Source organism: Streptomyces sp. NPDC050610 (assembly GCF_040654875.1).
Taxonomy (GTDB): Bacteria; Actinomycetota; Actinomycetes; order Streptomycetales; family Streptomycetaceae; genus Streptomyces.
The window spans coordinates 204,159-225,416 of sequence record NZ_JBFAIV010000009.1 but is presented as its reverse complement, the minus strand read 5'-3'; the positions used below and the strand labels follow the sequence as shown (position 1 = coordinate 225,416).

The window sequence follows — 21,258 nt, the reverse complement described above, 5'->3', positions numbered from 1 at the left end:
ACCCGGAGCCGACCCGTGTGCTGATCCGCCGGCCGCCGGGCCTCCGTAGTTTCGGGAGCGTTGTCCGCTCCTGCCCCTACGGAGGCTCTCGCCATGTCCGGTCTGGTCGATGCCGCGGTGGTCGCCGCGGTTCTCGTGCTGGTGCTGCTGCGCCAGTTCGCGCCGCAGCGAGTGGCTTCGGACGTGCGGCGGTGGTGGGTACTGCCCGCGGTGCTGATCTTCATGGCGGTACGGAAGCCGGGGCTGGTCGACCACGCGCACGAGGCCGTCTCGGTGGTGCTGCTGGCGGCCGGGGTGCTGGCCGGGCTGGCGACGGGCGCGGGCTGGGCGTGGACCACGCGGGTATGGTCCGACGCGTCGGGCGCGCTGTGGGCCCAGGGCGGCAAGGCGTCGGCCCTGGTGTGGGCCGGTGGGGTCGTGCTGCGGCTCGCCCTGCACGCGGCCGGGGCGGCGGCCGGGGTCCGCCAGGCCGGGGCCGCGACGATGCTGACCGCGGCGGCCATGCTGCTGGCCCGCAGCGGCCTGGTGGTCTGGAAGGCCCAGGGGATGCGCCAGGCGCACCGTGTCCCGGCCGGTGGGTGAGTGCGCCGTGCCGGTGGGCGAGAGCGCCGCCGCGACGGAAGGACCCGACGTGCCCGTCGAGAGCTGGACCGCCTGGCCCTACCGGGAGTCGCTCTCCCAAGAGGGGGTTCCGCGCCACCGGATCGCGATGAACCGGTGCGTGAGGTTCACGCTGGTCGTTCTGATCGCCTGGAAGGCGTTCCAGGAGGGCGCTTTCCACGGGTGGGGCCTGCTCGTGCTGGCCGGCGGCGTCGTGGTCTTCGCGGCCGTGGCGCGGAGCTACTTCCGGTCCACCCTGGCGCACCGGCTGCTGCCCTCCCTGGGGCTGTTGGGGCTGCTGTTCGCCCTGTGCATCGTGATGCAGCTGTTCGGGGCGCACAGCCCTGCCCGGTCGCTCTGGGCCGTAGGCGCGATCCTCGCCGTGGAACGGCTGCCGCTGGCGTACGCGCTGCCCGTCGACGCGGCCTACATGCTGGCGTACGGGCTGGTGAGCGAGGACCGGCCGGTGGTGACCGCGGGGACCTGCGTCGGCCTCACGCTGGTCGGTTACGCGCTCCGCCTCGACGCGGAGGCGCGCGGCACCGGCTTCCGGCTGCTGGCGCAGGAGCGCGCCGCGCGGGTGGCGGAGGCCGAGTCGGCGGCGCTCGCCGAGCGCGCCCGCATCGCCCGCGAGATCCACGACGTCCTCGCCCACAGCCTCTCCGCGCAACTGGTGCACCTGGAGGCCGCCCGGCTGCTCATCGAGCGGGGCGAGAGCGACGAGCGGATTCTGGAGCGCGTCGTCCTGGCCCGCGGCATGGCCCGCGAGGGGCTGGCCGAGACGCGGCAGGCGCTCTCGGCGCTGCGGGGCGAGATGGCCCAGGTCGGGGACTTCCTGCGGGAGGTCGCCGACGCCCATGGGGTCGCCGCCGAGGTGGCGGGCGAGCCGCGGCAGCTGCCCGCGGAGGCCGGGCTGGCGGTGCGCCGAGTCGCGCAGGAGGCGCTGACGAACGTCCGCAAGCACGCTCCGGGCGCGCCGGTCCGGATGAGATTCGCCTATCTGGACGGCGAGGTGGAGCTGGAGATCCGGGACGGGGGAGCGCGGCGGGCGGCCGGCGGGCTCGCGTCCACCGGTTCCGGGTACGGTCTCCTGGGGATGCGGGAGCGCGCCGAACTGCTCGGCGGCACCTTGGAGGCCGGTCCGGCGGGGCCGGGACAGGAGGGGTTCGTGGTACGGCTGCGGGTACCCGGGTGACGCGCGTGACAGGGGGCGGCGTGGCAGAGGACGGCACGTCGCGGACGGCGGCGCGGGTCGTCGTGGCCGATGACCAGACCGTGGTGCGCGAGGGCATCGTGATGCTGCTGGGGCTGTTGCCGGGCATCGAGGTGGTCGGTTCGGCCGGTGACGGCGAGGAGGCGCTGCGGCTGGTCGCCGAACACGCCCCGGACGTGGTGCTGATGGACCTGCGCATGCCGCGCTGCGACGGCGTCGAGGCGACGCGCCGGATCCGCGCCGAGCACCCGGCCACGCAGGTCGTGGTCCTGACGACCTACGCCGACGACGACTCGCTCTTCCCGGCGCTCCAGGCCGGTGCGCGCGGCTACCTCACCAAGGACGCCGACGGCGACGAGATCGTACGGGCCGTGGCACATGTCATGTCCGGCGACGCCGGGCTGTCGCCGCAGATCCAGCGGCGGCTGCTGGAACGGCTCGCCACGTCTGCCCCGGAGCCCGCCGCGCCCGTGCGGCCCCGCGAGCTGCCGGACGGGCTGACCGCTCGTGAGGCCGAGGTGCTGGCGCTGGTCGCCGACGGGCTCTCCAATGCCGAGATCGCCGGTGGCCTGTATGTCTCCACTGCGACGGTGAAGACCCACATCAACAACCTGTTCGCCAAGACGGGGGTGCGCGACCGGGCGCAGGCGGTGCGGTACGCCTACCGGCACGGGATCGCGAAGCCGCCCGGCGCGCCGGGCGGCTGACGGGGGCGGTAGCCGCCGCCCGTCGCGTGATCGGTCGGCCGGCGGGGCAGTGGCGCGCGGGACGGCCGGTCGCTTCAGGGGCGCAGGGTGATCTTGCCGAACACGGGGGCGATGCGAGGCGCTCATGCGCGCGGCTCGACCTGGCCGATCCGGAGGACCTGCGTCCGCGCCTGGCCCAGGACCTGCTCATGGCCGCGTTCCACTGCGCCGTGGAGCAGTGGGCGAAGCAGCCCGGGCCGAAGACCCTGGCCGGCCTGCGGTCCCGGCTGGACACCACACTTGACGCGGCGTCACAGGCCGCTACGTACACCGGTGCGGCTGCGGTTGTACCTGGTGGCGGGCAGGCGTGAACGGTGGTCTGCCCGAAGTCCGGTGTGCGGAGGCGTGGCGGCCAGGGGCGCTTCCGGCGTGTGTGGTCGGTGCGTTCGGACCGAAGCGCGGCCGTCCGGTTCTCTGAGGACACGGGCGGTCCCACGGCTCGGGTATCAGAAGCCCCTACGCCGCCGGGCTGCCCTCCGTCCAGCTGTAGCGGTGCTCGGGGCGGCCCGTCTCGCCGTACCGCAAGGTGAGGCGCAGCCTTCCCGAGCCCTCCAGCTGTTTGAGGTAGCGCTGCGCCGTCGAGCGGCTCAGTCCTGAACGTTCGGCGACTTCGTGTGCCGACAGGGGCAGGGAGGCGTCCGACAGGACTCGGCGGATCAGGTCGGCGGTCGGTGCGGAGTGGCCCTTCGGCAGGGGGACGCTGGTGCTGGCGGTGCGCAGGGTGCCGAAGATGCGGTCGACCTGGTCCTGGCCCGCTTCCTGCGCGCCGTCGAGAGTGCGGCGCAGTTGTGCGTACGCGTCCAGCTTGACGCGCAGGCCGGCGAAGGTGAACGGCTTGACGATGTACTGGAGCGCCCCGAACCGCATGGCCGTCTGCACGGTGGCGATGTCGCGGGCCGCCGTCACCATGATCACGTCGGCGAGGTGGCCGGACTGCCGGAGGCGGCGGACCAGCGACAGCCCCGTCTCGTCCGGCAGGTAGTGGTCGAGCAGCACCAGGTCGACGCCGCCACGCTCCAGCAGCGCCAGCGCCTGGGCCGCGTCGTGCGCCGTGCCCAGGACATGGAAGCCGGGCACCTTGGACACGTACGCGGCGTTGATCCGGGCGACGCGGAAGTCGTCGTCCACGACCAGGACCTCGATCATCGGTTCACTCCTTCGAGTACACGCAGCGCCTCCGGCAACTCCACCGTGAACACCGCCCCGCCGCCCTCGCGACAGGTCACCTCCGCCGTACCCCCGTACCGTTCGGCGAGCCGCCGCACCAGCGCCAGGCCGAGGCCCCGACGCCGGTGCGGGGGCGGCTCCTTGGTGGACCAGCCGTCGGTGAAGACCAGGTCCCGCGCCGCCGCCGGGACGCCGGGGCCGTTGTCCGAGACGCGCAGCCACAGGGTGGCGCCCTCGGCCCGCAGCTCCACTTCGACGAAGGGAGCGTCGCCCGCCTCCCGCCGTACGCGCGCCCCGGCCGCGTCCAGCGCGTTGTCGACCAGGTTCCCGAGGACCGTGACCAGGTCGCGCGGGTCCACGACCCGGTCCGGCAGATCGGTGGCCGGCGAGATCCGCAGCGCCGCGCCGCGCTCCGCGGCGATCGCGCTCTTGCCCACCAGCAACGCGCTGACCAGCGGTTCGCGTACGCGCTCGGTCACCTGCTCGGCGGTAGCGCGATGGGCGCAGGCCACCTCGGCGACGAACTCCGCGGCCTCCTCGTGCAGCCCCAGTTCCAGCAGCCCCACGATGGTGTGCAGCCGGTTGGCGTGCTCGTGGTCCTGGGCCCGCAGCGCCTCGGTGAGGCCGCGCGTGCCGTCCAGCTCCCGCCCCAATTGCTCCAGTTCGGTACGGTCGCGCAGCGTCGCGACCGTACCCCCGTCCGCCGTGTCCATCCGGTTGGCGACCAGGACCCGGCCGCCGCAGACCGTGAGCAGGTCCGTACCCGCCACCCGGCCCGCCAGGACGTCCGTCGTACGGCCCGGCGGCAGGACCTCGTCGAGGGGACGGCCGGTGACGCGGGCGTCCGGCGACAGGCCGAGCAGCCGCTGCGCCTCGTCGTTGACGAGCCGGACCAGGCCCCGCCGGTCGAGCGCGACGACGCCCTCGCGGATGCCGTGCAGCATCGCCTCCCGCTCGTCGAGGAGCGCGGAGATCTCGGACAGCTCGATGCCGTGGGTGCGCCGCCGCAGCCGCCGGGAGGCGACGAGGGCCGCCAGGGCCCCGACGCCCAGGGCCGCGCCCGCGTATTCGAGGATGCCGGGGACGGCGTGCAGGAGCAGGGCGCGCACGCTGTCGTAGGCGATGCCGACCGAGACCGCGCCGACGACGGCGCCCGCGGAGTCGCGCAGCGGGACCTTGCCGCGGGCGGAGCGGCCGAGCGTGCCGCGGTCGATGCCGGTCCACTCGTGCCCGGCCAGCGCCTCTCCCGGGTCCGTGGAGACGCGTCGGCCGATCTCGGCGGGGGTGGTGTGGGAGTAGCGGATGCCGTGCGCGTCGACGATCACCACGTAGCTGGCGCCGGTCGCGAGCCGGACGCGTTCGGCCGCGTCCTGCGCCGGGCCGTCGACGGAGGGCCGGGTGGTCAGCAGGGCGTGGGCGATGCCCGGCCGGGCGGCGGTGGTCTGGGCGATGGCCAGGGCGCGGCGCGCCGCCTGGGTGTCGAGCTGGTCGCTGAGCGGGGCGAGGAAGAGGCCGGCGGCGAGGACGGTGACGCCGGTCGTGATCAGCAGCTGTACGAGCAGGACTTGGGCGAAGACGCGGCGGGGCCACCGGATGCGCATTCGTGTCCCTTCCCTGCCGTCGCCGCCCCGGTACGGAGCCCTGTTCTCCAGCGCGCACAGCACGTACGCGCGCTGTCGCGGCCTGCCCGTGGTCCGCCCGTTCCTCCGGTCGCCGCCGTCCCGTGCCGCATGTGCTGTTGTAGCGCGAGCAAAACGAGCAGAACAGGGTTTGCGCGCTCAAGCCGCACAGCGCGCACAAGACTCCCGTCGCACCGCGGGCCGCGCCTAGCCTCCAGCCCCAGTCGCCCCGCACGGGACCGCGGGGCAGGGAGGTGAGCGATGACCATGAACAGCGACCCGGGCCCCGGCGCCGCCCCGGCCATCGAACTGCGCGGCGCGAGCAAGGTGTTCCGTACGCCCTCGGGCGCCGGTCACACGGCCGTACGGGATCTCGGTCTGGCCGTGCGGCAGGGCGAGTTCGTGGCCGTGGTGGGCCCGACGGGCTGCGGCAAGTCGACCACGCTCACGCTGGTGAGCGGATTGGAGGAGCCGACCGAGGGCGAGGTGCTGATCGGCGGCGAACCCGTGACCGGAATCCGGCCGGAGGTCGGCTTCGTCTTCCAGCAGGACGCCGTCTTCCCCTGGCGCACGGTGCTCTCCAACGTCATGGCGGGTCCGCGCTTTCGCGGCGCGTCCAAGGCGGCGGCCAAGGAGCGGGCCCGCGACTGGCTGGACCGGGTGGGCCTCGGCGCCTTCGAGGACCGCTATCCGCACCAGCTCTCGGGCGGTCAGCGCAAGCGCGTGGCGCTCGCCCAGACATTCGTGGGCGAGCCGCGGATTCTCCTCATGGATGAACCGTTCTCGGCGCTCGATGTGCAGACGCGGGCGCTGATGTCGGACGAACTGCTGGAGCTGTGGGGCGGCGCCGCGGCGCCGGACGCCGCCGCCTCGGTCGTCTTCGTCACCCACGACCTGGAGGAGGCGATCGCGCTGGCCGACCGCGTCGTGGTGATGACCGCGGGCCCCGCCACGGTCAAGGAGACCTTCGCGGTCGATCTGCCGCGCCCGCGCCGGGTCGAATCGGTGCGGCTGGAACCGCGGTTCATCGAGATCTACCGGGAGATCTGGTCCTCGCTCGGCGAAGAGGTCCGCATCACCCGCGAGAGGGGGGCCGGCCATGCCGCCTGAGCCGTTGGATTCGCTTGCCGGGGCCGCGTCCGAGCCCGCAGCATCTGTGTCCGAGTCCGTATCCGGGCCCGCGTCCGCCGCTGTTCCAGGGAAGGGTGGTGCGGGCGGTACGGGCCGTACGGAGGCCAGGGCGCGCGCCGCCCGTACCCGTCGGCTGACCGTCCACTCGGCGCGCGTGCTGCTGCTGGTCGCGGTGATCGCCGCCTGGGAGGCCATGGCCCGCAACGGCGTCATCGACGCCTTCAACTTCTCGATGCCGTCCAAGATCTGGGACCAGATCGTCCAGTGGGTGCAGCACGGCACCGCGCAGGGTTCGCTGGGGGAGCAGATCTGGTACACGCTCTACGAGGCGCTGCTCGGCTGGCTCATCGGCGTCGTCGGCGGCGTGCTGCTGGGGATCGCGCTCGGCCGGATCTCCTTCCTCGCCGACGTGCTCGGCCCGTACATCAAGGTGCTCAACGCGCTGCCGCGGATCGTGCTCGCGCCGATCTTCCTCATCTGGTTCGGCCTCGGCCCGGCCTCCAAGGTCGCCTCGGCCGTGGTGCTGGTCTTCTTCCCCGTCTTCTTCAACGCCTTCCAGGGCGCGCGCGAGGTGGACCGCAATCTGGTCGCCAATGCCCGCATCCTGGGCGCGAGCAACCGGCGGGTGACGCTTCAGGTGGTCCTTCCTTCCGCGACCTCGTGGATCTTCACCAGTCTGCATGTGAGCTTCGGCTTCGCGCTGATCGGCGCGATCGTCGGCGAGTACATCGGCGCGACGAAGGGGATCGGGCTGCTGGTCTCCGCCTCCCAGGGCACGTTCAACGCGGCCGGGGTCTACGCGGCGATGGGCATCCTCGCCGTTGTCGCGCTGCTGGCCGAGGGGCTGCTGACCTTCGCGGAGAAGCGGCTGTTCCGGTGGAAGCCGGGCGGCTCCGGCGCCGATCGCTGACCGCTGACCGCGCCCCCGGGCCGTCGGAAGGCACCGCCTCCGGGCGCCCCGGCCGTCGGCAAGGCACCGCCTTCAGACGCCCTGGGCCGCGAGGAAGGCTCCGCCGCCAGACGCCCGGGGCCGCAGAGGAAACCTCACTTCCAATCTCCCCTCAAGGACACGATGATGCGCACTCTCAGCAGGATCTCCGCGGCCGTCGTCGCGGGCGCGCTGTGCCTGACCCTCGCCGCGTGCGCCAACGACGCGCAGGCGGGCGGCGGTTCGGGCGGTGGTTCCGGCGGCTCGGGCGGCGGCAAGGTCAAGATCATGGTCGGCGGCCTGGACAAGATCATTTACATGCCGGCCATGCTCACCCAGAAGCTCGGCTACTTCGCGGCGGAGGGCCTGGACGTCCAACTGCTCACCGAACCCGCCGGCGTGCAGGCCACCACCTCGCTGGTCGCCGGTGACGTACAGGGCGTCGTCGGCTTCTACGACCACACGCTCGACCTGCAAGTGAAGGGCAAGCATGTGGAGTCGGTGGTCCAGTTCGCGCGGACGCCCGGCGAGGTGGAGGTGGTCTCCAAGAAGGCCGCGTCCCGCCTCAATTCCCCGAAGGACTTCAAGGGCAAGAAGCTCGGGGTGACCGGCCTCGGCTCGTCCACCGACTTCCTGACCAAGTACCTGGCCGTCAGGAACGGCGTCGACGTCAACGAGATCACGCCGGTCGCCGTCGGCGCGGGCCAGACCTTCATCTCCGCGCTCCAGCAGGGCTCGATCGACGGCGGCATGACCACCGACCCGACCGTCGCGCAGGTCCTGGCCAAGGACGCGGGCAAGGTGCTCGTCGACATGCGCACCCCCGAGGGCTCCCGGGCCGCGCTCGGCGGCCTCTACCCCGCGGCGAGCCTCTACATGGACACCGACTGGGTCCAGGGCCACAAGGCGACCGTGCAGAAACTCGCCAACGCGTTCGTCAAGACGCTGAAGTGGATGCGGACGCACACGCCCGAGGAGATCGCGGCCAAGATGCCCGCCGACTACGCGCAGGGCGGCAAGGAGCTGTACGTACAGGCGATCAAGAGCACCCTGCCGATGTTCACCGAGGACGGGGTGATGCCCGCCGACGGCCCGAGGACCGTGCACGAGGTGCTCAAGGCCTTCAACCCGACCCTGAAGAACGCCTCGGTGGACCTGGAGAAGACCTACACCACGGAGTTCGTCAAGAAGGCGGGCTGAGGGCTGCTTCGGTGCTCCTCGTGACCGGAGTGCCCGGGGCGACCGGCGCAATCGGCGTGCTCGGCATGCTTGGTGCGCTTGGTGTGCTCGATGTGCTGAGCGGGGACTTCTCGTCCGGTGGTCGCTTCTCGTCCGGTGGCGACTTCTTGTCCGACGGCTTGTTCCGCGGCGACCGCGAACACACCCGTCACGTCCATCCGGGCCGGCGAGCCGAGCGCCCTGCCGCAGCTCTCGGGCCGGGGCGGTTCCGCGGCTCCCTGTTCGACCGCGACCCACCACTGACGGCCGTCCCGGTGGCCGACCGTCACGGTCCACGAGGGCGCCGCGCCCTCGGTCCGTACGACCGTGAACGCGTCGGCGCCCTCCTCACCGGTCAGCTCCCGGACCGCCAGCTCGGCGGCCTGCGCCGGGCGTTCCCACGCGGAGCGGCCGCGGCAGCCGTCGGTGACGACCCGGCCCTCGCGCACCGCCTCCACGGCCTCCTTCACGGCGGCCGCGGTGACCCGCCCGTACGCGTACCCGTACGGCAGCACGACGAGCGTCGGCGAGAAGCGGTGGCCGCCGATGTGGGTGATCTCCCAGACCTCGGCGGTGTCGGAGGCCGCCAGTTCGGCGGCGAGCGGGCGGCCCAGGAGGGCGCAGCAGCGGTCCCGTTTGCCGTTGGTGCACACGAGCACGAGCGGGTCGCCGAGGTACGCGCGCCAGTCGTACGGGCCCCGCAGCCCGCGCTCGTCGCCGGCTCCGAGCGCCGCGAAGTCCAGCTCCGTCAGGTGCGCGGGGTCGGTGATCTCGGCCGTACGCACCCAGGAGCGGCCCGGCAGGGTGTGGGCCACGTAGATCCGTCGGGCGGCCGGTTCGCGGCAGTCCGCGGTACGGGCGGGGCGCCGGATCAGGGCGACGCGCACCCCGTGGAGCTCGGCGGCCTTCTCCAGGGAGCGCCCGAGGGCCGGTTCGAGGCGGCTGGACGTGAGGGCCTCGGCACCCCAGGGGCCGGGCTGTTCGATCAGCAGCCAGGTCCGGGCGGTGGCCGCGGTACCGGCCAGCGGCTCGGACAGGTCAAGGGAAGCTGTCGCGCACGTGCTCACATAGGTAAGCCTAACCTGACCTGCCGGGCGGGGCTTACCACTTGGTGAAGGTCGCGCGGGGTGGGACGCGGGCCACGTTGATCACGGCCTCGATCAGGCTGGGCACGACCTCGGCCAGAGACTCGCCGCCCGGCCACGCGGGCTCGCCGCCCAGCCGCGCGGCTTACGCCCGCTCCGGGCCGTAAAAGACTCACGATCCCGGCCGCTCTGACCGCGCCGGCGTCCTCCCGCTCCCTGTGGCAGCGCCCCTCACGGCAGCGGCTGCGGCGGCCGCGGCCCGCGGTAGTGCCCGCTCGGGCGCATGCGCATGGGGCGTTCCTCGTACTCCTCCAGGGCGTGCGCGATCCAGCCCGCCGTGCGGGCGACGGCGAAGACGGTCTCGCCCGCTTCCACCGGCATCCCCGCCGCGACCGACAGCGCGCCCAGCGCGAGGTCGACATTGGCGTGCAGCGAGGCGTGCCGGGCCGTGGCCGCCACCACGTCCTGGGCGGCCGCCAGCGCCTCGGCGGCCCGCGGCACCTCCGCCAGCAGGCCGAACAGCGCCTGCGCGCGCGGGTCTTCGCCGGGGTAGATCCGGTGGCCGAGCCCCGGCACCCGGCGGCCCGCGCGCAGATGGTCGGCGACGACCGCCGCCGCGCTGCCGCGCTCCAGCACCTCGGCGAGCATGCGGTGCGCGAGCCCGCTGGCCGCGCCGTGCAACGGGCCGTCGAGCGCCCCGAAACCCGCGGAGACGACGGCGTACGGGTGCGCCCGCGCGGAGGCGGCGACCCGGACGGCGAGCGTGGAGGCGGCCAGATCGTGGTCGATCAGCAGCACGAGCGCCGCCTCCAGGGCCCGTAGCGACGGCTCGTCGGCGGGCTGCGCGGTCAGCCGGAGCCACAGCCGGCGGGCGAGCCGACCGCTGTCCTCACCTGTGTCCCCGGCCGCGGCCTGTCCGGCGGCTTCGCTGCCCTGTGCGTCCGCTGCTCGCCCGGCAAGTCGACCGCCCGTCGCGGCAGCCGCCCGCCCCGCAAGCCGACCGTCTTCCACCCGACCGTCCTCCCCCTGACCACCTGCCCCTCGATCGCCCTGCCCCTCCCCGTCCGCCGTTCGCCCAGCGGCTGCCGGCAGTGCGTCGACCAGGGTCGGTATGAGTCCGCGCGCGGCCCCCAGCACCGCCTCGGGGGAGAGGTCGAAGCGCAGCGGATCGGCCGCCGCGGCGGCGATGGCCGCCACCCGCAGCCGGTCCATCGGGCCGCTGTGCGCGGGCAGCGCCGCCACTGACCGGCGCGCCGCCGCCAGCGCTTCGGCGGGGGCCGGGAAGCGGGTGCCGGCGCGCATCCGGCCGGTCCACAGCCAGTCGGCGACCTCTTCGTAGGCGTACCGCGTGGCGAGTTCCGTCGCGTCCACGCCGCGGTAGTAGTAGTGGTCGGCGTCGATGAGCGTGATGCCGGTACGGACCGCCGGGTCGCCCCCGGCCGCCGACTCGCGCCGGCCGCCGCGCCGTACGAGCGCGTCGACCTCCTTCGCGTCGAAGGTGGAGCCGCGCCCGCCGGGGCGGCGGCGACTGGTCAGCTGGCCCCGGCTCACGTACGCGTAGACCGTCTCGGGCTTCACTCCGAGCCGTTCGGCCGCCTCCCGTGTGGTGAGCCGCTCACGGCTCGCCCCATCAGCCCCATCCACCCCGTCCGCCACTTGATCCACCATGCGTCACACCGTATCGATAGCGGTTCGACATTGATTCAATCAATATTGACAGCGAATGAGTCAAGCATAGACAGTCGCATCAATAGAGGAAACGGACGAGGGAGACCGAACATGCCGACCACCGCGGCGAACGCGCCGATCGACGTACCCCGCGGACTCGCGGGCGTCGTCGTCACCGAGACCGCGCTGGGCGACGTCCGGGGGCGCGAGGGCTTCTACCACTACCGCCAGTACTCGGCCATCGAGCTCGCCGAGAACCGCGGCTTCGAGGACGTCTGGCACCTGATGTGCCACGGCGCCCTCCCCGACGCCGAGCAGCGCGCCGCGTTCGCGGCCGAGACCGCGGCCCTCCGCCACCTGCCCGCCGACGTCCGCGACGCACTGCCCGCCATCGCCCGGTCCTGCGCGCTCACCGGCCCGCTCGCCGGGCTGCGCACAGCTCTCTCCCTGCTCGGCGCCTCCTCGGGAGGCCGCCCGCTGTACGACATCGACGCCGGCCGCCGCCGGGCGGACGCGCTCGCCGCGTGCGCGGCCGTGCCCACGCTGCTCACCGCGCTGCACCGGCTGGGCCAGGGGCTCGCGCCCGTGGAGCCGCGCGACGACCTGTCGTACGCGGCCAACTACCTCTACATGATGACCGGTTCCGAGCCCGACCCGGAGCGCGTACGGGCCGTCGAGCAGTACCTGGTCTCCACCGTGGACCACGGCTTCAACGCCTCCACCTTCACCGCCCGCGTCATCGCCTCCACTGGCGCGGACCTCGCCGCCTGCCTCGTCGGAGCGGTCGGCGCTCTTTCCGGCCCGCTGCACGGCGGCGCGCCCAGCCGGGCCCTGGACACCCTCGACGCCATCGGCACCCCGGAGCGCATCGACCCCTGGATCCGCGAACGCGTCCTGGCGGGGGAGCGGATCATGGGCTTCGGGCACCCCGTCTACCGCACCGAGGACCCGCGCTCCCGCATGCTGCGCGGCATCGCGGAGCGGTTCGGCGGCCCCCTGGTCGAATTCGCCGTGCACGTCGAGCGACGCGTCCTGGAGATCCTCGCGGAGCTCAAGCCGGGCCGCGAACTGCACACCAATGTGGAGTTCTACGCGGGCGTCGTCATGGAGCTGTGCGGCGTGCCGCGCGCGATGTTCACCCCGACGTTCGCGGCCGCCCGGGTCGTCGGCTGGAGCGCCAATATCCTGGAGCAGGCGGAGGACACGAAGATCATCCGCCCGGCGGCCCGCTACGTCGGCCCGCCGCCGCCCCAGCCGGTGCCCGCCGTGCGCTGACGACGATGGAGACGCCCCCTTGGCCACACGACAGATCCCGGTCATCGTGCTCGCGGGATTCCTGGGATCCGGCAAGACCACCCTGCTCAATCACCTGCTGAGCAGGGCCGGGGGCAGCCGGATCGGGGCGGTCGTCAACGACTTCGGCAGCGTCGAGATCGACGCGATGACCGTCGCCGGACAGGTCGACTCGATGGTCTCGCTCGGCAACGGCTGCCTGTGCTGCGCCGTCGACACCAGCGAGCTGGACGACTACCTCGACCGGCTGGCCCGCCCGGCGGCGCGCATCGACGTCATCGTCATCGAGGCGAGCGGCCTCGCGGAGCCGCAGGAACTCATCCGCATGATCCTGGCCAGCGAGAATCAGCACATCGTCTACGGCGGGCTCGTCGAGGTCGTCGACGCGGCGGAGTTCGCCCGTACCCGCGCCGCGCACCCCGAACTCGACCGCCACCTCGGCCTCGCCGACCTCGTGGTCCTCAACAAGGCGGACCGCGTCGCGGAGGAGGAGCGTACGGCGCTGCTCGCCACGCTGGCCGGGCTCGCCCCCGGCACGCCCGTCATCCCGGCCTCGTACGGGCGCGTCGACCCCGAGCTGCTCTTCGACCGCCGCCCCCGCGAGGACCGCCTGGAGGCGGTACGGCAACTGTCCTTCGAGGACCTGACTGCTGACGATCACGACGAGCGCGACCACGACGACCACAGCGGGCACCTGCACGCGGCGTACGACAGCCTCTCCTTCGTCACCGACGCGCCCATGAACCCGCGCCGCCTGATGGACTTCCTCGACAGCAGGCCGCCCGGGCTCTACCGCATCAAGGGCTTCGTCCGCTTCGAAGTGCCCGGCAGCCGGCAGAAGTTCGCCCTGCACGCGGTCGGCGACTTCCTGCGCTTCTACCCGTCGCCCTGGGCGCGTGGTGAGGAACGGCTCACTCAACTGGTGCTGATCGGCTCCGGCGTCGACACCGAAGCCCTCCGCAAGGAGCTCGAAGCCTGCCAGGACACGGAGGCCGCCGCCCAGGCCGCGGGCGAGCAGACCATGTGGGGCGTACTGCGGTACGTACAGGCCCCGGAGGAACAGCGCGCGCCCGAGGCCCACGAGGAACAGCGCGATCCCGAGGAACGGGCGGACGCCTGGTCGTAGCAGCGGGCGGCCGCCGTGCAGTTCCACGACAGTGGCCGGGCTCCCTCACGGGGAGCCCGGCCGCTTCTGTCCGCTGCTGCCGTCCGTCCCCGCGCCTACACCGGCCCGGCGACCACCGCGACCGCCTTGGGGACCGGGACGCCGGAGCCGTCGCGGCGCGGGTCGATCTCCGGGAGCTCCACCGGGGCGCCGTTCGCGGCCGCGGCCCGCGCCGGGGTCGCGCCCGCCCAGGCGGTGACCAGGCAGTCCTCGCCCTTGAGGAACCGCTGGCAGCGGACGCCGCCGGTCGCCCGCCCCTTGCGCGGGTACTGGTCGAACGGCGTCAGCTTCGCGCTCTGCAAGGAGTCGTCCAGCGTGCCGTGCGAACCCGCGACCGTGAAGACCACCGCGTCCGCGGCCGGGTCGATCGCGGAGAAGGAGATGACCTTCGCGCCCGCGCTGAGCTTGACGCCCGCCATGCCGCCGGCGGGCCGGCCCTGCGGCCGCACCTGTCCCGCCGGGTAGCGCAGGAGCTGCGCTTCGCTCGTGATGAAGACCAGGTCCTCCTCGCCGGTGCGCAGCTCCACCGCGCCGACGATCCGGTCGCCGTCCTTGAGGCCGATGACCTCCAACTCCTCCTTGTTCGCCGGATAGTCGGGGACCACGCGCTTGACCACGCCCTGCTCCGTGCCGATCGCGAGGCCGGGGGAGGACTCGTCCAGCGTGGTGAGGCAGATCAGCCGCTCGCCGTCGTCCAGGGACAGGAACTCCGAGACCGGTGCGCCGCCCGACAGGTTCGGCGCGACCGCCGTGTCCGGGAGCTGCGGCAGGTCGATCACGGGCAGCCGCAGCAGCCGGCCGGCCGAGGTCACCGCGCCCACGTCGGCCCGTGCCGTCGCCGGCACCGACGAGACGATCACATCGTGCTTGACGCGCTTGGCGTCCTCGTCGAACGACAGCTCGCCGCCGTTGGCCGTACGGGCCAGCAGCCCCGTCGAGGAGAGCAGCACCCGGCACGGGTCGTCCGCGACCTCCAGCGGCACCGACGCCACCGTCGCGCCCCCCGAGGCCAGCAGCACCGTGCGCCGGTCGGTGCCGAACTTCTTGGCGACGTCGGCCAGTTCCGAGGAGACCAGCTTGCGCAGCTCCGCGTCGGAATCGAGGATTCCGGTGAGCTCGTCGATCTCGCCGTTGAGCCGGTCGCGCTCCGACTCCAGCTCGACCCGGTCGAACTTCGTCAGCCGCCGCAGCGGGGTGTCCAGGATGTACTGCGTCTGGACCTCGGACAGCCCGAACCGGGCCATCAGGGCCTCCTTGGCCTGCGCCGCGTTCTCGCTCGACCGGATGAGGCGGATGACCTCGTCGATGTCGATGAGCGCGACCAGCAGCCCCTCGACCAGGTGCAGCCGGTTGCGGCGCTTGGTGCGCCGGAACTCGCTGCGCCGGCGGACCACCTCGAAGCGGTGGTCCACATAGACCTCAAGGAGCTCCTTGAGGCCCAGCGTCAGCGGCTGGCCGTCCACCAGCGCCACATTGTTGATGCCGAAGGACTCCTCCATCGGCGTCAGCTTGTAGAGCTGCTCCAGGACGGCCTCCGGGTTGAAGCCGTTCTTGATCTCGATGACCAGCCGCAGGCCGTGCTCGCGGTCGGTGAGGTCCTTGACGTCCGCGATGCCCTGGATCTTCTTCGCGCCGACCAGGTCCTTGATCTTGGAGATGACCTTCTCGGGACCGACCGCGAACGGCAGCTCCGTGACGACCAGGCCCTTGCGGCGGGCCGTCACATTGTCGACCGAGACCGTGGCGCGGATCTTGAAGGTGCCGCGCCCCGTCTCGTACGCGTCCCGGACCCCGGTCAGGCCCACGATCCGGCCGCCGGTGGGCAGGTCCGGCCCCGGTACGTACTTCATCAGGGTGTCGAGGTCGGCGCCCGGGTGCTTGATCAGGTGCCGGGCGGCGGCGATGACCTCGCCCAGATTGTGCGGCGGCATGTTCGTCGCCATGCCGACCGCGATGCCGGACGTGCCGTTGACGAGCAGATTCGGGTAGGCGGCCGGGAGGGTGACCGGCTCCTCCTCGCTGCCGTCGTAGTTCGGTGCGAAGTCGACGGTGTCCTCGTCGATCGAGTCCGTCATCAGCGACGACGCCGCCGCCATCTTCGCCTCGGTGTACCGCATGGCGGCCGGCGGGTCGTCATTGCCGAGGGAGCCGAAGTTGCCGTGCCCGTCGACCAGCGGCACGCGCATCGAGAAGGGCTGCGCCATGCGCACGAGCGCGTCGTAGATCGAGGCGTCGCCGTGCGGGTGGAGCTTGCCCATCACCTCGCCGACGACGCGGGCGCACTTCACGTGCGCGCGCTCCGGACGCAGGCCCATCTCGTTCATCTGGAAGAGGATGCGGCGGTGCACCGGCTTCAGCCCGTCGCGCGCGTCGGGCAGGGCGCGCGAGTAGATGACCGAGTAGGCGTACTCAAGGTAGGAGCCCTGCATCTCGTCGACGACGTCGATGTCGAGGATGCGCTCCTCGAAGTCGTCCGGCGGCGGGGTCTTCGTGCTGCGGCGGGCCATCGCGGCTGCGGCTCCTTCATGTACCGGTGCGGGGTGGTGACGCCGACCATTGTGGACCGCCCCACTGACAACGCCGACCGCGACCCGTCCGTAGGAGCGTTCCTCGACGGGAACTTCGCCAGATGTCGGCACGCTTGCATACAGTGACAGGACCGATTTGAACGCGGGACATCACGCGGGTCATCACGCAGCGAAGGGACGTACATGCCCATGGGTCACACGGCCACGCAACAGGCCGGTTCCAGCGGCCTGACAGCGACCGAGCACCGCCTGGCCAATGGCCTGAGGGTGGTCCTCTCCGAGGACCACCTGACCCCGGTCGCCGCGGTCTGCCTCTGGTACGACGTCGGTTCCCGCCACGAGGTCAAGGGCCGTACGGGCCTGGCTCACCTCTTCGAGCACCTGATGTTCCAGGGCTCCGCGCAGGTCAAGGGGAACGGCCACTTCGAGCTGGTCCAGGGCGCCGGCGGCTCCCTCAACGGGACCACCAGTTTCGAGCGCACCAACTACTTCGAGACCATGCCGGCCCATCAGCTGGAGCTCGCGCTCTGGCTGGAGGCCGACCGGATGGGCTCGCTGCTCACCGCGCTCGACGAAGAGTCCATGGAAAACCAGCGCGACGTCGTCAAGAACGAGCGCCGCCAGCGCTACGACAACGTGCCCTACGGCACGGCGTTCGAGAAGCTGACGGCCATGGCCTACCCGGAGGGCCACCCCTACCACCACACGCCCATCGGTTCGATGGCCGACCTGGACGCCGCCTCCCTGGAGGACGCCCGGGCCTTCTTCCGCACGTACTACGCCCCGGGCAACGCGGTCCTCTCGGTCGTCGGCGACATCGACTCCGAGCAGACCCTCGCCTGGATCGAGAAGTACTTCGGCACCATCCCCTCGCACGACGGCAAGCAGCCGCCCCGGGACGGGACGCTGCCCGACACCATCGGCGCCGAGCTGCGCGAGGTGGTCGAGGCGGAGGTGCCCTCCCGCGCCCTGATGGCCGCCTACCGCCTCCCGCACGACGGCACCCGCGAGGCGGACGCCGCCGACCTCGCCCTCACCGTCCTCGGCGGCGGCGAGTCCTCGCGGATCCACAACCGCCTGGTCCGCCGGGACCGTACCGCCGTCGCCGCCGGCTTCGGGCTGCTGCGGCTGTCGGGCGCGCCCTCCCTCGGCTGGCTGGACGTCAAGACGTCCGGCGGGGTCGAGGTGCCGGTCATCGAGTCCGCGGTCGACGAGGAGCTGGCCCGGTTCGCCGCCGAGGGGCCGACCCCGGAGGAGATGGAGCGGGCCCAGGCCCAGTTGGAGCGCGAGTGGCTGGACCGGCTCGCCACGGTCGGCGGCCGCGCCGACGAACTGGCCCGGTTCGCCGTGCTGTTCGGCGACCCGCAGCTCGCGCTGTCCGCCGTGGGGCGCGTGCTGGACATCACCGCGGAGGAGGTGCGGGCCGTCGCCGCGGCCCGGCTGCGCCCCGACAACCGCGCGGTTCTCGTCTACGAACCGACCGAGCCCGCGGAGACCGAGTCGGCGGACGCCGAGCAGGCGGCCGACGGAGCCATCGAAGACACCGCGAAGAACGCCGAAGAGCAGGAGGCGGGCCAGTGAGCGACGCCGTGGCCACCACCACCATGCAGTTCCACCCGCAGCCGCAGCCCGGCGCCCCCACGCCGTGGGCCTTCCCGGCCCCCGAGCGCGACCAGCTGCCCAACGGCCTCACGCTGCTGCACTGCCACCGCCCCGGCCAGCAGGTCGTCGCCGTGGAGGTCAACCTCGAAGCGCCGCTGGAGGCCGAGCCGGCCGGGCTCGACGGCGTCGCCACGATCATGGCGCGCGCCCTGTCCGAGGGCACCGACAAGCACTCCGCCGAGGATTTCGCCGCCGAGCTGGAGCGCTGCGGCGCCACCCTCGACGCGCACGCCGACCACCCGGGCGTCCGCGTCTCGCTGGAGGTCCCGGCCTCCCGGCTGCCCAAGGCGCTCGCCCTGCTCGCCGACGCCCTGCGGGCGCCGGCCTTCGCGGACAGCGAGATCGAGCGGCTCGTGGGCAACCGCCTCGACGAGATCCCGCACGAGCTGGCCAACCCGGCCCGCCGGGCCGCCATGGCGCTCTCCAAGCAGCTCTTCCCCGCGGGCGCGCGCATGTCGCGCCCCCGCCAGGGCACCGAGGAGACCGTCCGCGACATCGACGCCGCGGCCGTACGGGCCTTCTACGAGGCCCATGTACGGCCCGCCACCGCGACCGCCGTGGTGGTCGGCGACTTCACCGGCGTCGACCTGGCCGAGGCGCTCGCCGACACGCTCGGCGCGTGGACCGGCGGCACCGCCGAGCCGTACCCGGTGACGCCCATCACCGCCGACGACACCGGCCGGGTGGTGATCGTGGACCGCCCCGGCGCCGTCCAGACCCAGCTGCTCCTCGGCCGGATCGGCCCCGACCGGCACGACCGCGTCTGGCCCGCCCAGGTCCTCGGCGCGTACTGCCTCGGCGGCACCCTCACCTCGCGCCTGGACCGCGTCCTGCGCGAGGAGAAGGGCTACACCTACGGCGTGCGCTCCTACGCCCAGGTGCTGCGCTCCTCCGAGGCCTCGGCCCTCCAGGGGCCCACAGGCGCCTCGCTGCTGGCCATCAGCGGCTCGGTGGACACCGAGTCCACCGGACCCGCGCTCGCGGACCTGTGGACCGTGCTGCGGACGCTGGCCGCCGAGGGGCTGACGGACGCCGAGCGCGACATCGCCGTGCAGAACCTCGTCGGAGTCGCCCCGCTGAAGTACGAGACGGCCGCGGCCGTCGCCGGGACGCTCGCCGACCAGGTCGAGCAGCACCTCCCGGACGACTTCCAGGCCCAGCTGTACGCGCGCCTCGCGGAGACCGGCACGGTGGAGGCCACCGCGGCCGCCGTCAGCGCCTTCCCGGCCGACCGGCTCGTCACGGTCCTCGTCGGCGACGCCGCGGAGATCCTGGAGCCGGTCAAGGCGCTCGGCATCGGAGAGGTGACGGTCGTCTCCGGCTGAGGGGAACGCGACGGCCGCGAGGGTCTTGTCGCGAAGGTCCCATAACGGGACGAGTGGGGCGCGAGGGGTCTATGGGGCCCTCGCGCCCCGCCGTTTGTCCGGTTTATCGGAGTGGTTGCGTGTCTGCCGTGTGGCGTAGGGCACAAAATCGCGGTTCTGTTTGCCGATTGAAAGAAGGCCCGTTTAGCTTCATGGCGGTTGTCCGTCGTATATGAGTCGCAGCCGCGGCCCCGGACAACCATCGCCGAGTCCCCAATGGCGTGAGCCAGGGGAGCCGGGGACCCACACGTCCCTGGGGTGAATCGGGCCCCTTCCCGGAGGGACCCGTAGGAGACCTTCCTGCTCCGAACCCGTCAGCTAACCCGGTAGGCGAGAAGGAAGGAAAGGATCAGCCGTACCTATGGCGTTCACCCGTGCCACCGGGAAGCACCGTCGTCCGAGCCGCGCCGTGCGTGTCGGCGCCAACGCGGCGGGGGTCGCGACCCTGGCCGCCACCGGCGTCGTCGCCGGCCTCGCCTCCCCGGCCCTCGCGTCCGGCGGCGACCCCGCTCCCAAGATCGAGGACACCGGCCTCACCCAGGCCGTCGTCATGAGCAACGACGTGGCCGACAGCATCGGGGCCCAGGCCGAGTCCCAGCAGCACGCCGCCGCCGAGGCCGCCGCCAAGGCGAAGGCGGAGGCCGCAGCCAGGGCCAAGGCCGCCGAGGCCAAGAAGCGCGCGGACGAGGCCAAGCGGAAGGCCGACGCGGAGCGCGCCGCCAAGGCGAAGGCCGCCCGCGACGAGGAGCGCAAGCGCCTCAACGCCTTCGTCCTGCCGGTCGACGGCTCGTACGTCTCCACCGCCTACAAGGCGTCCAGCGGACTGTGGTCCTCCGGCAGCCACACCGGCGTCGACTTCCACGCCGGAATGGGCACCCCCGTGCACTCCGTGGGCGCGGGCACCGTCGTCGAGGCCGGCCCGGGCGGCGCGTACGGCAACAACATCGTCATCAAGATGAACGACGGCACGTACACGCAGTACGGCCACCTCTCCTCCATCGGCGTCTCCGTCGGTCAGCCGGTCACCCCTGGCCAGCAGATAGCCCTCTCGGGCGCCACCGGCAACGTGACCGGCCCCCACCTGCACTTCGAGGCCCGTACGTCCCCGGAGTACGGCTCGGACATCGACCCCGTCGCGTACCTGCGCGCGCACGGCGTCAGCCTCTGATCCCGCGCGCCTCACGCGCGCAAAGCACCGCCGAAGACCCCGGACCGCATGGCCGGGGTCTTCGGCGTGCGCCGCGGGAGAGCCGGCCGGTGAATCGGCGGCGGCGGGGAGCCCCACGAAGAAGGGCCGCGGCGACCGTGATCGGTCGCCGCGGCCCGTCGCGCGGCCGTGCCGCGCCGGTGAACCCGAATCAGACGGTCTCCGGGAGCTCCTCAAGCCCCTCGGCGACCAGCTTCGCCAGGCGGTCGAGCGCGGCCTCGGCGTCGTCGGCCTCGGAGGCGAGAACGATCTCCTCGCCGCCCTGGGCGCCCAGGCCCAGCACCGCGAGCATGGAGGCGGCGTTGACCGGGTTGCCGTCGGCCTTGGCGATCGTCACGGGGACGCCCGAGGCGGTCGCGGCACGGACGAAGATCGACGCGGGGCGGGCGTGCAGCCCCTCGGCCCAGCCGACGGTGACGCGGCGCTCAACCATGGTGTTGCCCTTCAAGTCGTCATTGGTTGTCTAGACCAGTCTCTCACGGTGCCCGGTCGCTCCTGCGGTGACGTCCGGCACCGTGCCGCCCCCCTGCTCCCTCCTCCATTGTGCCGCCCGGCCCGTCCGCACCCGCCTCCACCTGCCGTGCTCCCTCGTCCGCCGCGCCCCTGCCCACCTTGCCCCGACCCTCCGGTGTACGCGAGCGGAGGGTCTGTCAGTGCCCGGTCG

17 protein-coding genes, 1 pseudogene and 1 riboswitch are annotated in these 21,258 nt (G+C 72.9%); of the genes and pseudogenes, 12 read left to right on the top strand and 6 right to left on the bottom strand.

Going from position 1 to position 21,258, the window contains the following annotated elements; all coding sequences use genetic code 11:
- Positions 1-93 precede the first annotated feature (93 nt).
- The 4 genes from AB0I22_RS14525 (at position 94) to AB0I22_RS14510 (ending at position 2,870) form a co-directional block, all read left to right on the top strand.
- A complete protein-coding gene (locus AB0I22_RS14525) occupies positions 94-582 on the top strand; it encodes a DUF1453 domain-containing protein (RefSeq protein WP_363131077.1) in 489 nt (162 codons plus the stop codon).
- 49 nt (positions 583-631) lie between these two features.
- A complete protein-coding gene (locus tag AB0I22_RS14520) occupies positions 632-1,795 on the top strand; it encodes a histidine kinase (RefSeq protein WP_363131076.1) in 1,164 nt (387 codons plus the stop codon).
- Between the two features lie 20 nt (positions 1,796-1,815).
- Complete coding sequence (locus AB0I22_RS14515; protein ID WP_363131075.1) at positions 1,816-2,520, top strand: response regulator transcription factor; 705 nt, start codon at positions 1,816-1,818, stop codon at positions 2,518-2,520.
- Between the two features lie 188 nt (positions 2,521-2,708).
- Complete coding sequence (locus AB0I22_RS14510; protein ID WP_363131074.1) at positions 2,709-2,870, top strand: hypothetical protein; 162 nt, start codon at positions 2,709-2,711, stop codon at positions 2,868-2,870.
- A 145-nt stretch (positions 2,871-3,015) separates the two neighbouring features.
- On the opposite strand, the gene AB0I22_RS14505 is transcribed toward AB0I22_RS14510, so the two are convergent.
- Positions 3,016-3,705: a response regulator gene (locus AB0I22_RS14505; RefSeq protein WP_363131073.1), complete on the bottom strand. Its 690-nt coding sequence runs from the start codon at positions 3,703-3,705 to the stop codon at positions 3,016-3,018.
- A complete protein-coding gene (locus AB0I22_RS14500) occupies positions 3,702-5,327 on the bottom strand; it encodes a sensor histidine kinase (RefSeq protein WP_363131072.1) in 1,626 nt (541 codons plus the stop codon). The genes AB0I22_RS14505 and AB0I22_RS14500 overlap by 4 nt, the downstream gene beginning before the upstream one ends.
- Positions 5,328-5,606: 279 nt before the next feature.
- On the opposite strand from AB0I22_RS14500, the gene AB0I22_RS14495 reads away from it, so the two are divergent.
- The 3 genes from AB0I22_RS14495 to AB0I22_RS14485 all read left to right on the top strand — a co-directional run bounded on the left by AB0I22_RS14495 (position 5,607) and on the right by AB0I22_RS14485 (position 8,604).
- On the top strand, positions 5,607-6,455 hold the full coding sequence (locus AB0I22_RS14495; RefSeq protein WP_363131071.1) for an ABC transporter ATP-binding protein: 849 nt from the start codon (positions 5,607-5,609) through the stop codon (positions 6,453-6,455).
- 46 nt (positions 6,456-6,501) lie between these two features.
- The gene (locus AB0I22_RS14490; protein ID WP_363131070.1) at positions 6,502-7,386 is read left to right on the top strand and encodes an ABC transporter permease; all 885 of its coding nucleotides are present in this window, start codon (positions 6,502-6,504) and stop codon (positions 7,384-7,386) included.
- Positions 7,387-7,551: 165 nt separating this feature from the next.
- Positions 7,552-8,604, top strand: coding sequence for an ABC transporter substrate-binding protein (locus AB0I22_RS14485; protein WP_363131069.1), 1,053 nt, complete (start codon positions 7,552-7,554; stop codon positions 8,602-8,604).
- A gap of 188 nt (positions 8,605-8,792) precedes the next feature.
- Here the strand turns inward: AB0I22_RS14485 and AB0I22_RS14480 are convergent.
- Both AB0I22_RS14480 and AB0I22_RS14475 read right to left on the bottom strand, forming a co-directional pair.
- Positions 8,793-9,689 (bottom strand): annotated as a pseudogene (locus AB0I22_RS14480) (sucrase ferredoxin); the annotation flags it as partial.
- 249 nt (positions 9,690-9,938) lie between these two features.
- Positions 9,939-11,375 carry a citrate synthase gene (locus AB0I22_RS14475; RefSeq protein WP_363131068.1) on the bottom strand — a complete coding sequence of 479 codons (1,437 nt, stop codon included), beginning with the start codon at positions 11,373-11,375 and terminating at the stop codon, positions 9,939-9,941.
- A 111-nt stretch (positions 11,376-11,486) separates the two neighbouring features.
- Between AB0I22_RS14475 and AB0I22_RS14470 the strand changes: the two genes are divergently transcribed.
- Both AB0I22_RS14470 and AB0I22_RS14465 read left to right on the top strand, forming a co-directional pair.
- A complete protein-coding gene (locus AB0I22_RS14470) occupies positions 11,487-12,650 on the top strand; it encodes a citrate synthase/methylcitrate synthase (protein ID WP_363131067.1) in 1,164 nt (387 codons plus the stop codon).
- Between the two features lie 19 nt (positions 12,651-12,669).
- Complete coding sequence (locus tag AB0I22_RS14465; RefSeq protein ID WP_363131066.1) at positions 12,670-13,794, top strand: GTP-binding protein; 1,125 nt, start codon at positions 12,670-12,672, stop codon at positions 13,792-13,794.
- A 95-nt stretch (positions 13,795-13,889) separates the two neighbouring features.
- On the opposite strand, the gene AB0I22_RS14460 is transcribed toward AB0I22_RS14465, so the two are convergent.
- Positions 13,890-16,340, bottom strand: coding sequence for a DNA topoisomerase IV subunit A (locus AB0I22_RS14460; RefSeq protein WP_363131065.1), 2,451 nt, complete (start codon positions 16,338-16,340; stop codon positions 13,890-13,892).
- A 204-nt stretch (positions 16,341-16,544) separates the two neighbouring features.
- Between AB0I22_RS14460 and AB0I22_RS14455 the strand changes: the two genes are divergently transcribed.
- The 3 genes from AB0I22_RS14455 (at position 16,545) to AB0I22_RS14445 (ending at position 20,555) form a co-directional block, all read left to right on the top strand.
- Positions 16,545-17,942: a pitrilysin family protein gene (locus AB0I22_RS14455; RefSeq protein ID WP_363131064.1), complete on the top strand. Its 1,398-nt coding sequence runs from the start codon at positions 16,545-16,547 to the stop codon at positions 17,940-17,942.
- Positions 17,939-19,348, top strand: a complete 1,410-nt coding sequence (locus AB0I22_RS14450) for a pitrilysin family protein (RefSeq protein ID WP_363131063.1) — start codon at positions 17,939-17,941, stop codon at positions 19,346-19,348. The genes AB0I22_RS14455 and AB0I22_RS14450 overlap by 4 nt, the downstream gene beginning before the upstream one ends.
- 232 nt (positions 19,349-19,580) lie before the next feature.
- Positions 19,581-19,735: riboswitch (cyclic di-AMP (ydaO/yuaA leader) on the top strand.
- Positions 19,736-19,748: 13 nt separating this feature from the next.
- Positions 19,749-20,555: a M23 family metallopeptidase gene (locus tag AB0I22_RS14445; protein WP_363131062.1), complete on the top strand. Its 807-nt coding sequence runs from the start codon at positions 19,749-19,751 to the stop codon at positions 20,553-20,555.
- A 190-nt stretch (positions 20,556-20,745) separates the two neighbouring features.
- On the opposite strand, the gene AB0I22_RS14440 is transcribed toward AB0I22_RS14445, so the two are convergent.
- Positions 20,746-21,027: an HPr family phosphocarrier protein gene (locus tag AB0I22_RS14440; RefSeq protein WP_030884355.1), complete on the bottom strand. Its 282-nt coding sequence runs from the start codon at positions 21,025-21,027 to the stop codon at positions 20,746-20,748.
- Positions 21,028-21,258: the final 231 nt, after the last annotated feature.

Excerpts from the sequence above, each read along its gene's own strand:
- AB0I22_RS14460 (WP_363131065.1), bottom strand. The coding sequence starts at position 16,340 with ATGGCCCGCCGCAGCACGAAGACCCCGCCGCCGGACGACTTCGAGGAG.
- AB0I22_RS14510 (WP_363131074.1), top strand. The coding sequence starts at position 2,709 with ATGGCCGCGTTCCACTGCGCCGTGGAGCAGTGGGCGAAGCAGCCCGGG.
- AB0I22_RS14525 (WP_363131077.1), top strand. The coding sequence starts at position 94 with ATGTCCGGTCTGGTCGATGCCGCGGTGGTCGCCGCGGTTCTCGTGCTG.
- AB0I22_RS14455 (WP_363131064.1), top strand. The coding sequence starts at position 16,545 with ATGCCCATGGGTCACACGGCCACGCAACAGGCCGGTTCCAGCGGCCTG.
- AB0I22_RS14505 (WP_363131073.1), bottom strand. The coding sequence starts at position 3,705 with ATGATCGAGGTCCTGGTCGTGGACGACGACTTCCGCGTCGCCCGGATC.
- AB0I22_RS14440 (WP_030884355.1), bottom strand. The coding sequence starts at position 21,027 with ATGGTTGAGCGCCGCGTCACCGTCGGCTGGGCCGAGGGGCTGCACGCC.
- AB0I22_RS14485 (WP_363131069.1), top strand. The coding sequence starts at position 7,552 with ATGCGCACTCTCAGCAGGATCTCCGCGGCCGTCGTCGCGGGCGCGCTG.
- AB0I22_RS14445 (WP_363131062.1), top strand. The coding sequence starts at position 19,749 with ATGGCGTTCACCCGTGCCACCGGGAAGCACCGTCGTCCGAGCCGCGCC.
- AB0I22_RS14500 (WP_363131072.1), bottom strand. The coding sequence starts at position 5,327 with ATGCGCATCCGGTGGCCCCGCCGCGTCTTCGCCCAAGTCCTGCTCGTA.
- AB0I22_RS14495 (WP_363131071.1), top strand. The coding sequence starts at position 5,607 with ATGACCATGAACAGCGACCCGGGCCCCGGCGCCGCCCCGGCCATCGAA.
- AB0I22_RS14470 (WP_363131067.1), top strand. The coding sequence starts at position 11,487 with ATGCCGACCACCGCGGCGAACGCGCCGATCGACGTACCCCGCGGACTC.
- AB0I22_RS14475 (WP_363131068.1), bottom strand. The coding sequence starts at position 11,375 with ATGGTGGATCAAGTGGCGGACGGGGTGGATGGGGCTGATGGGGCGAGC.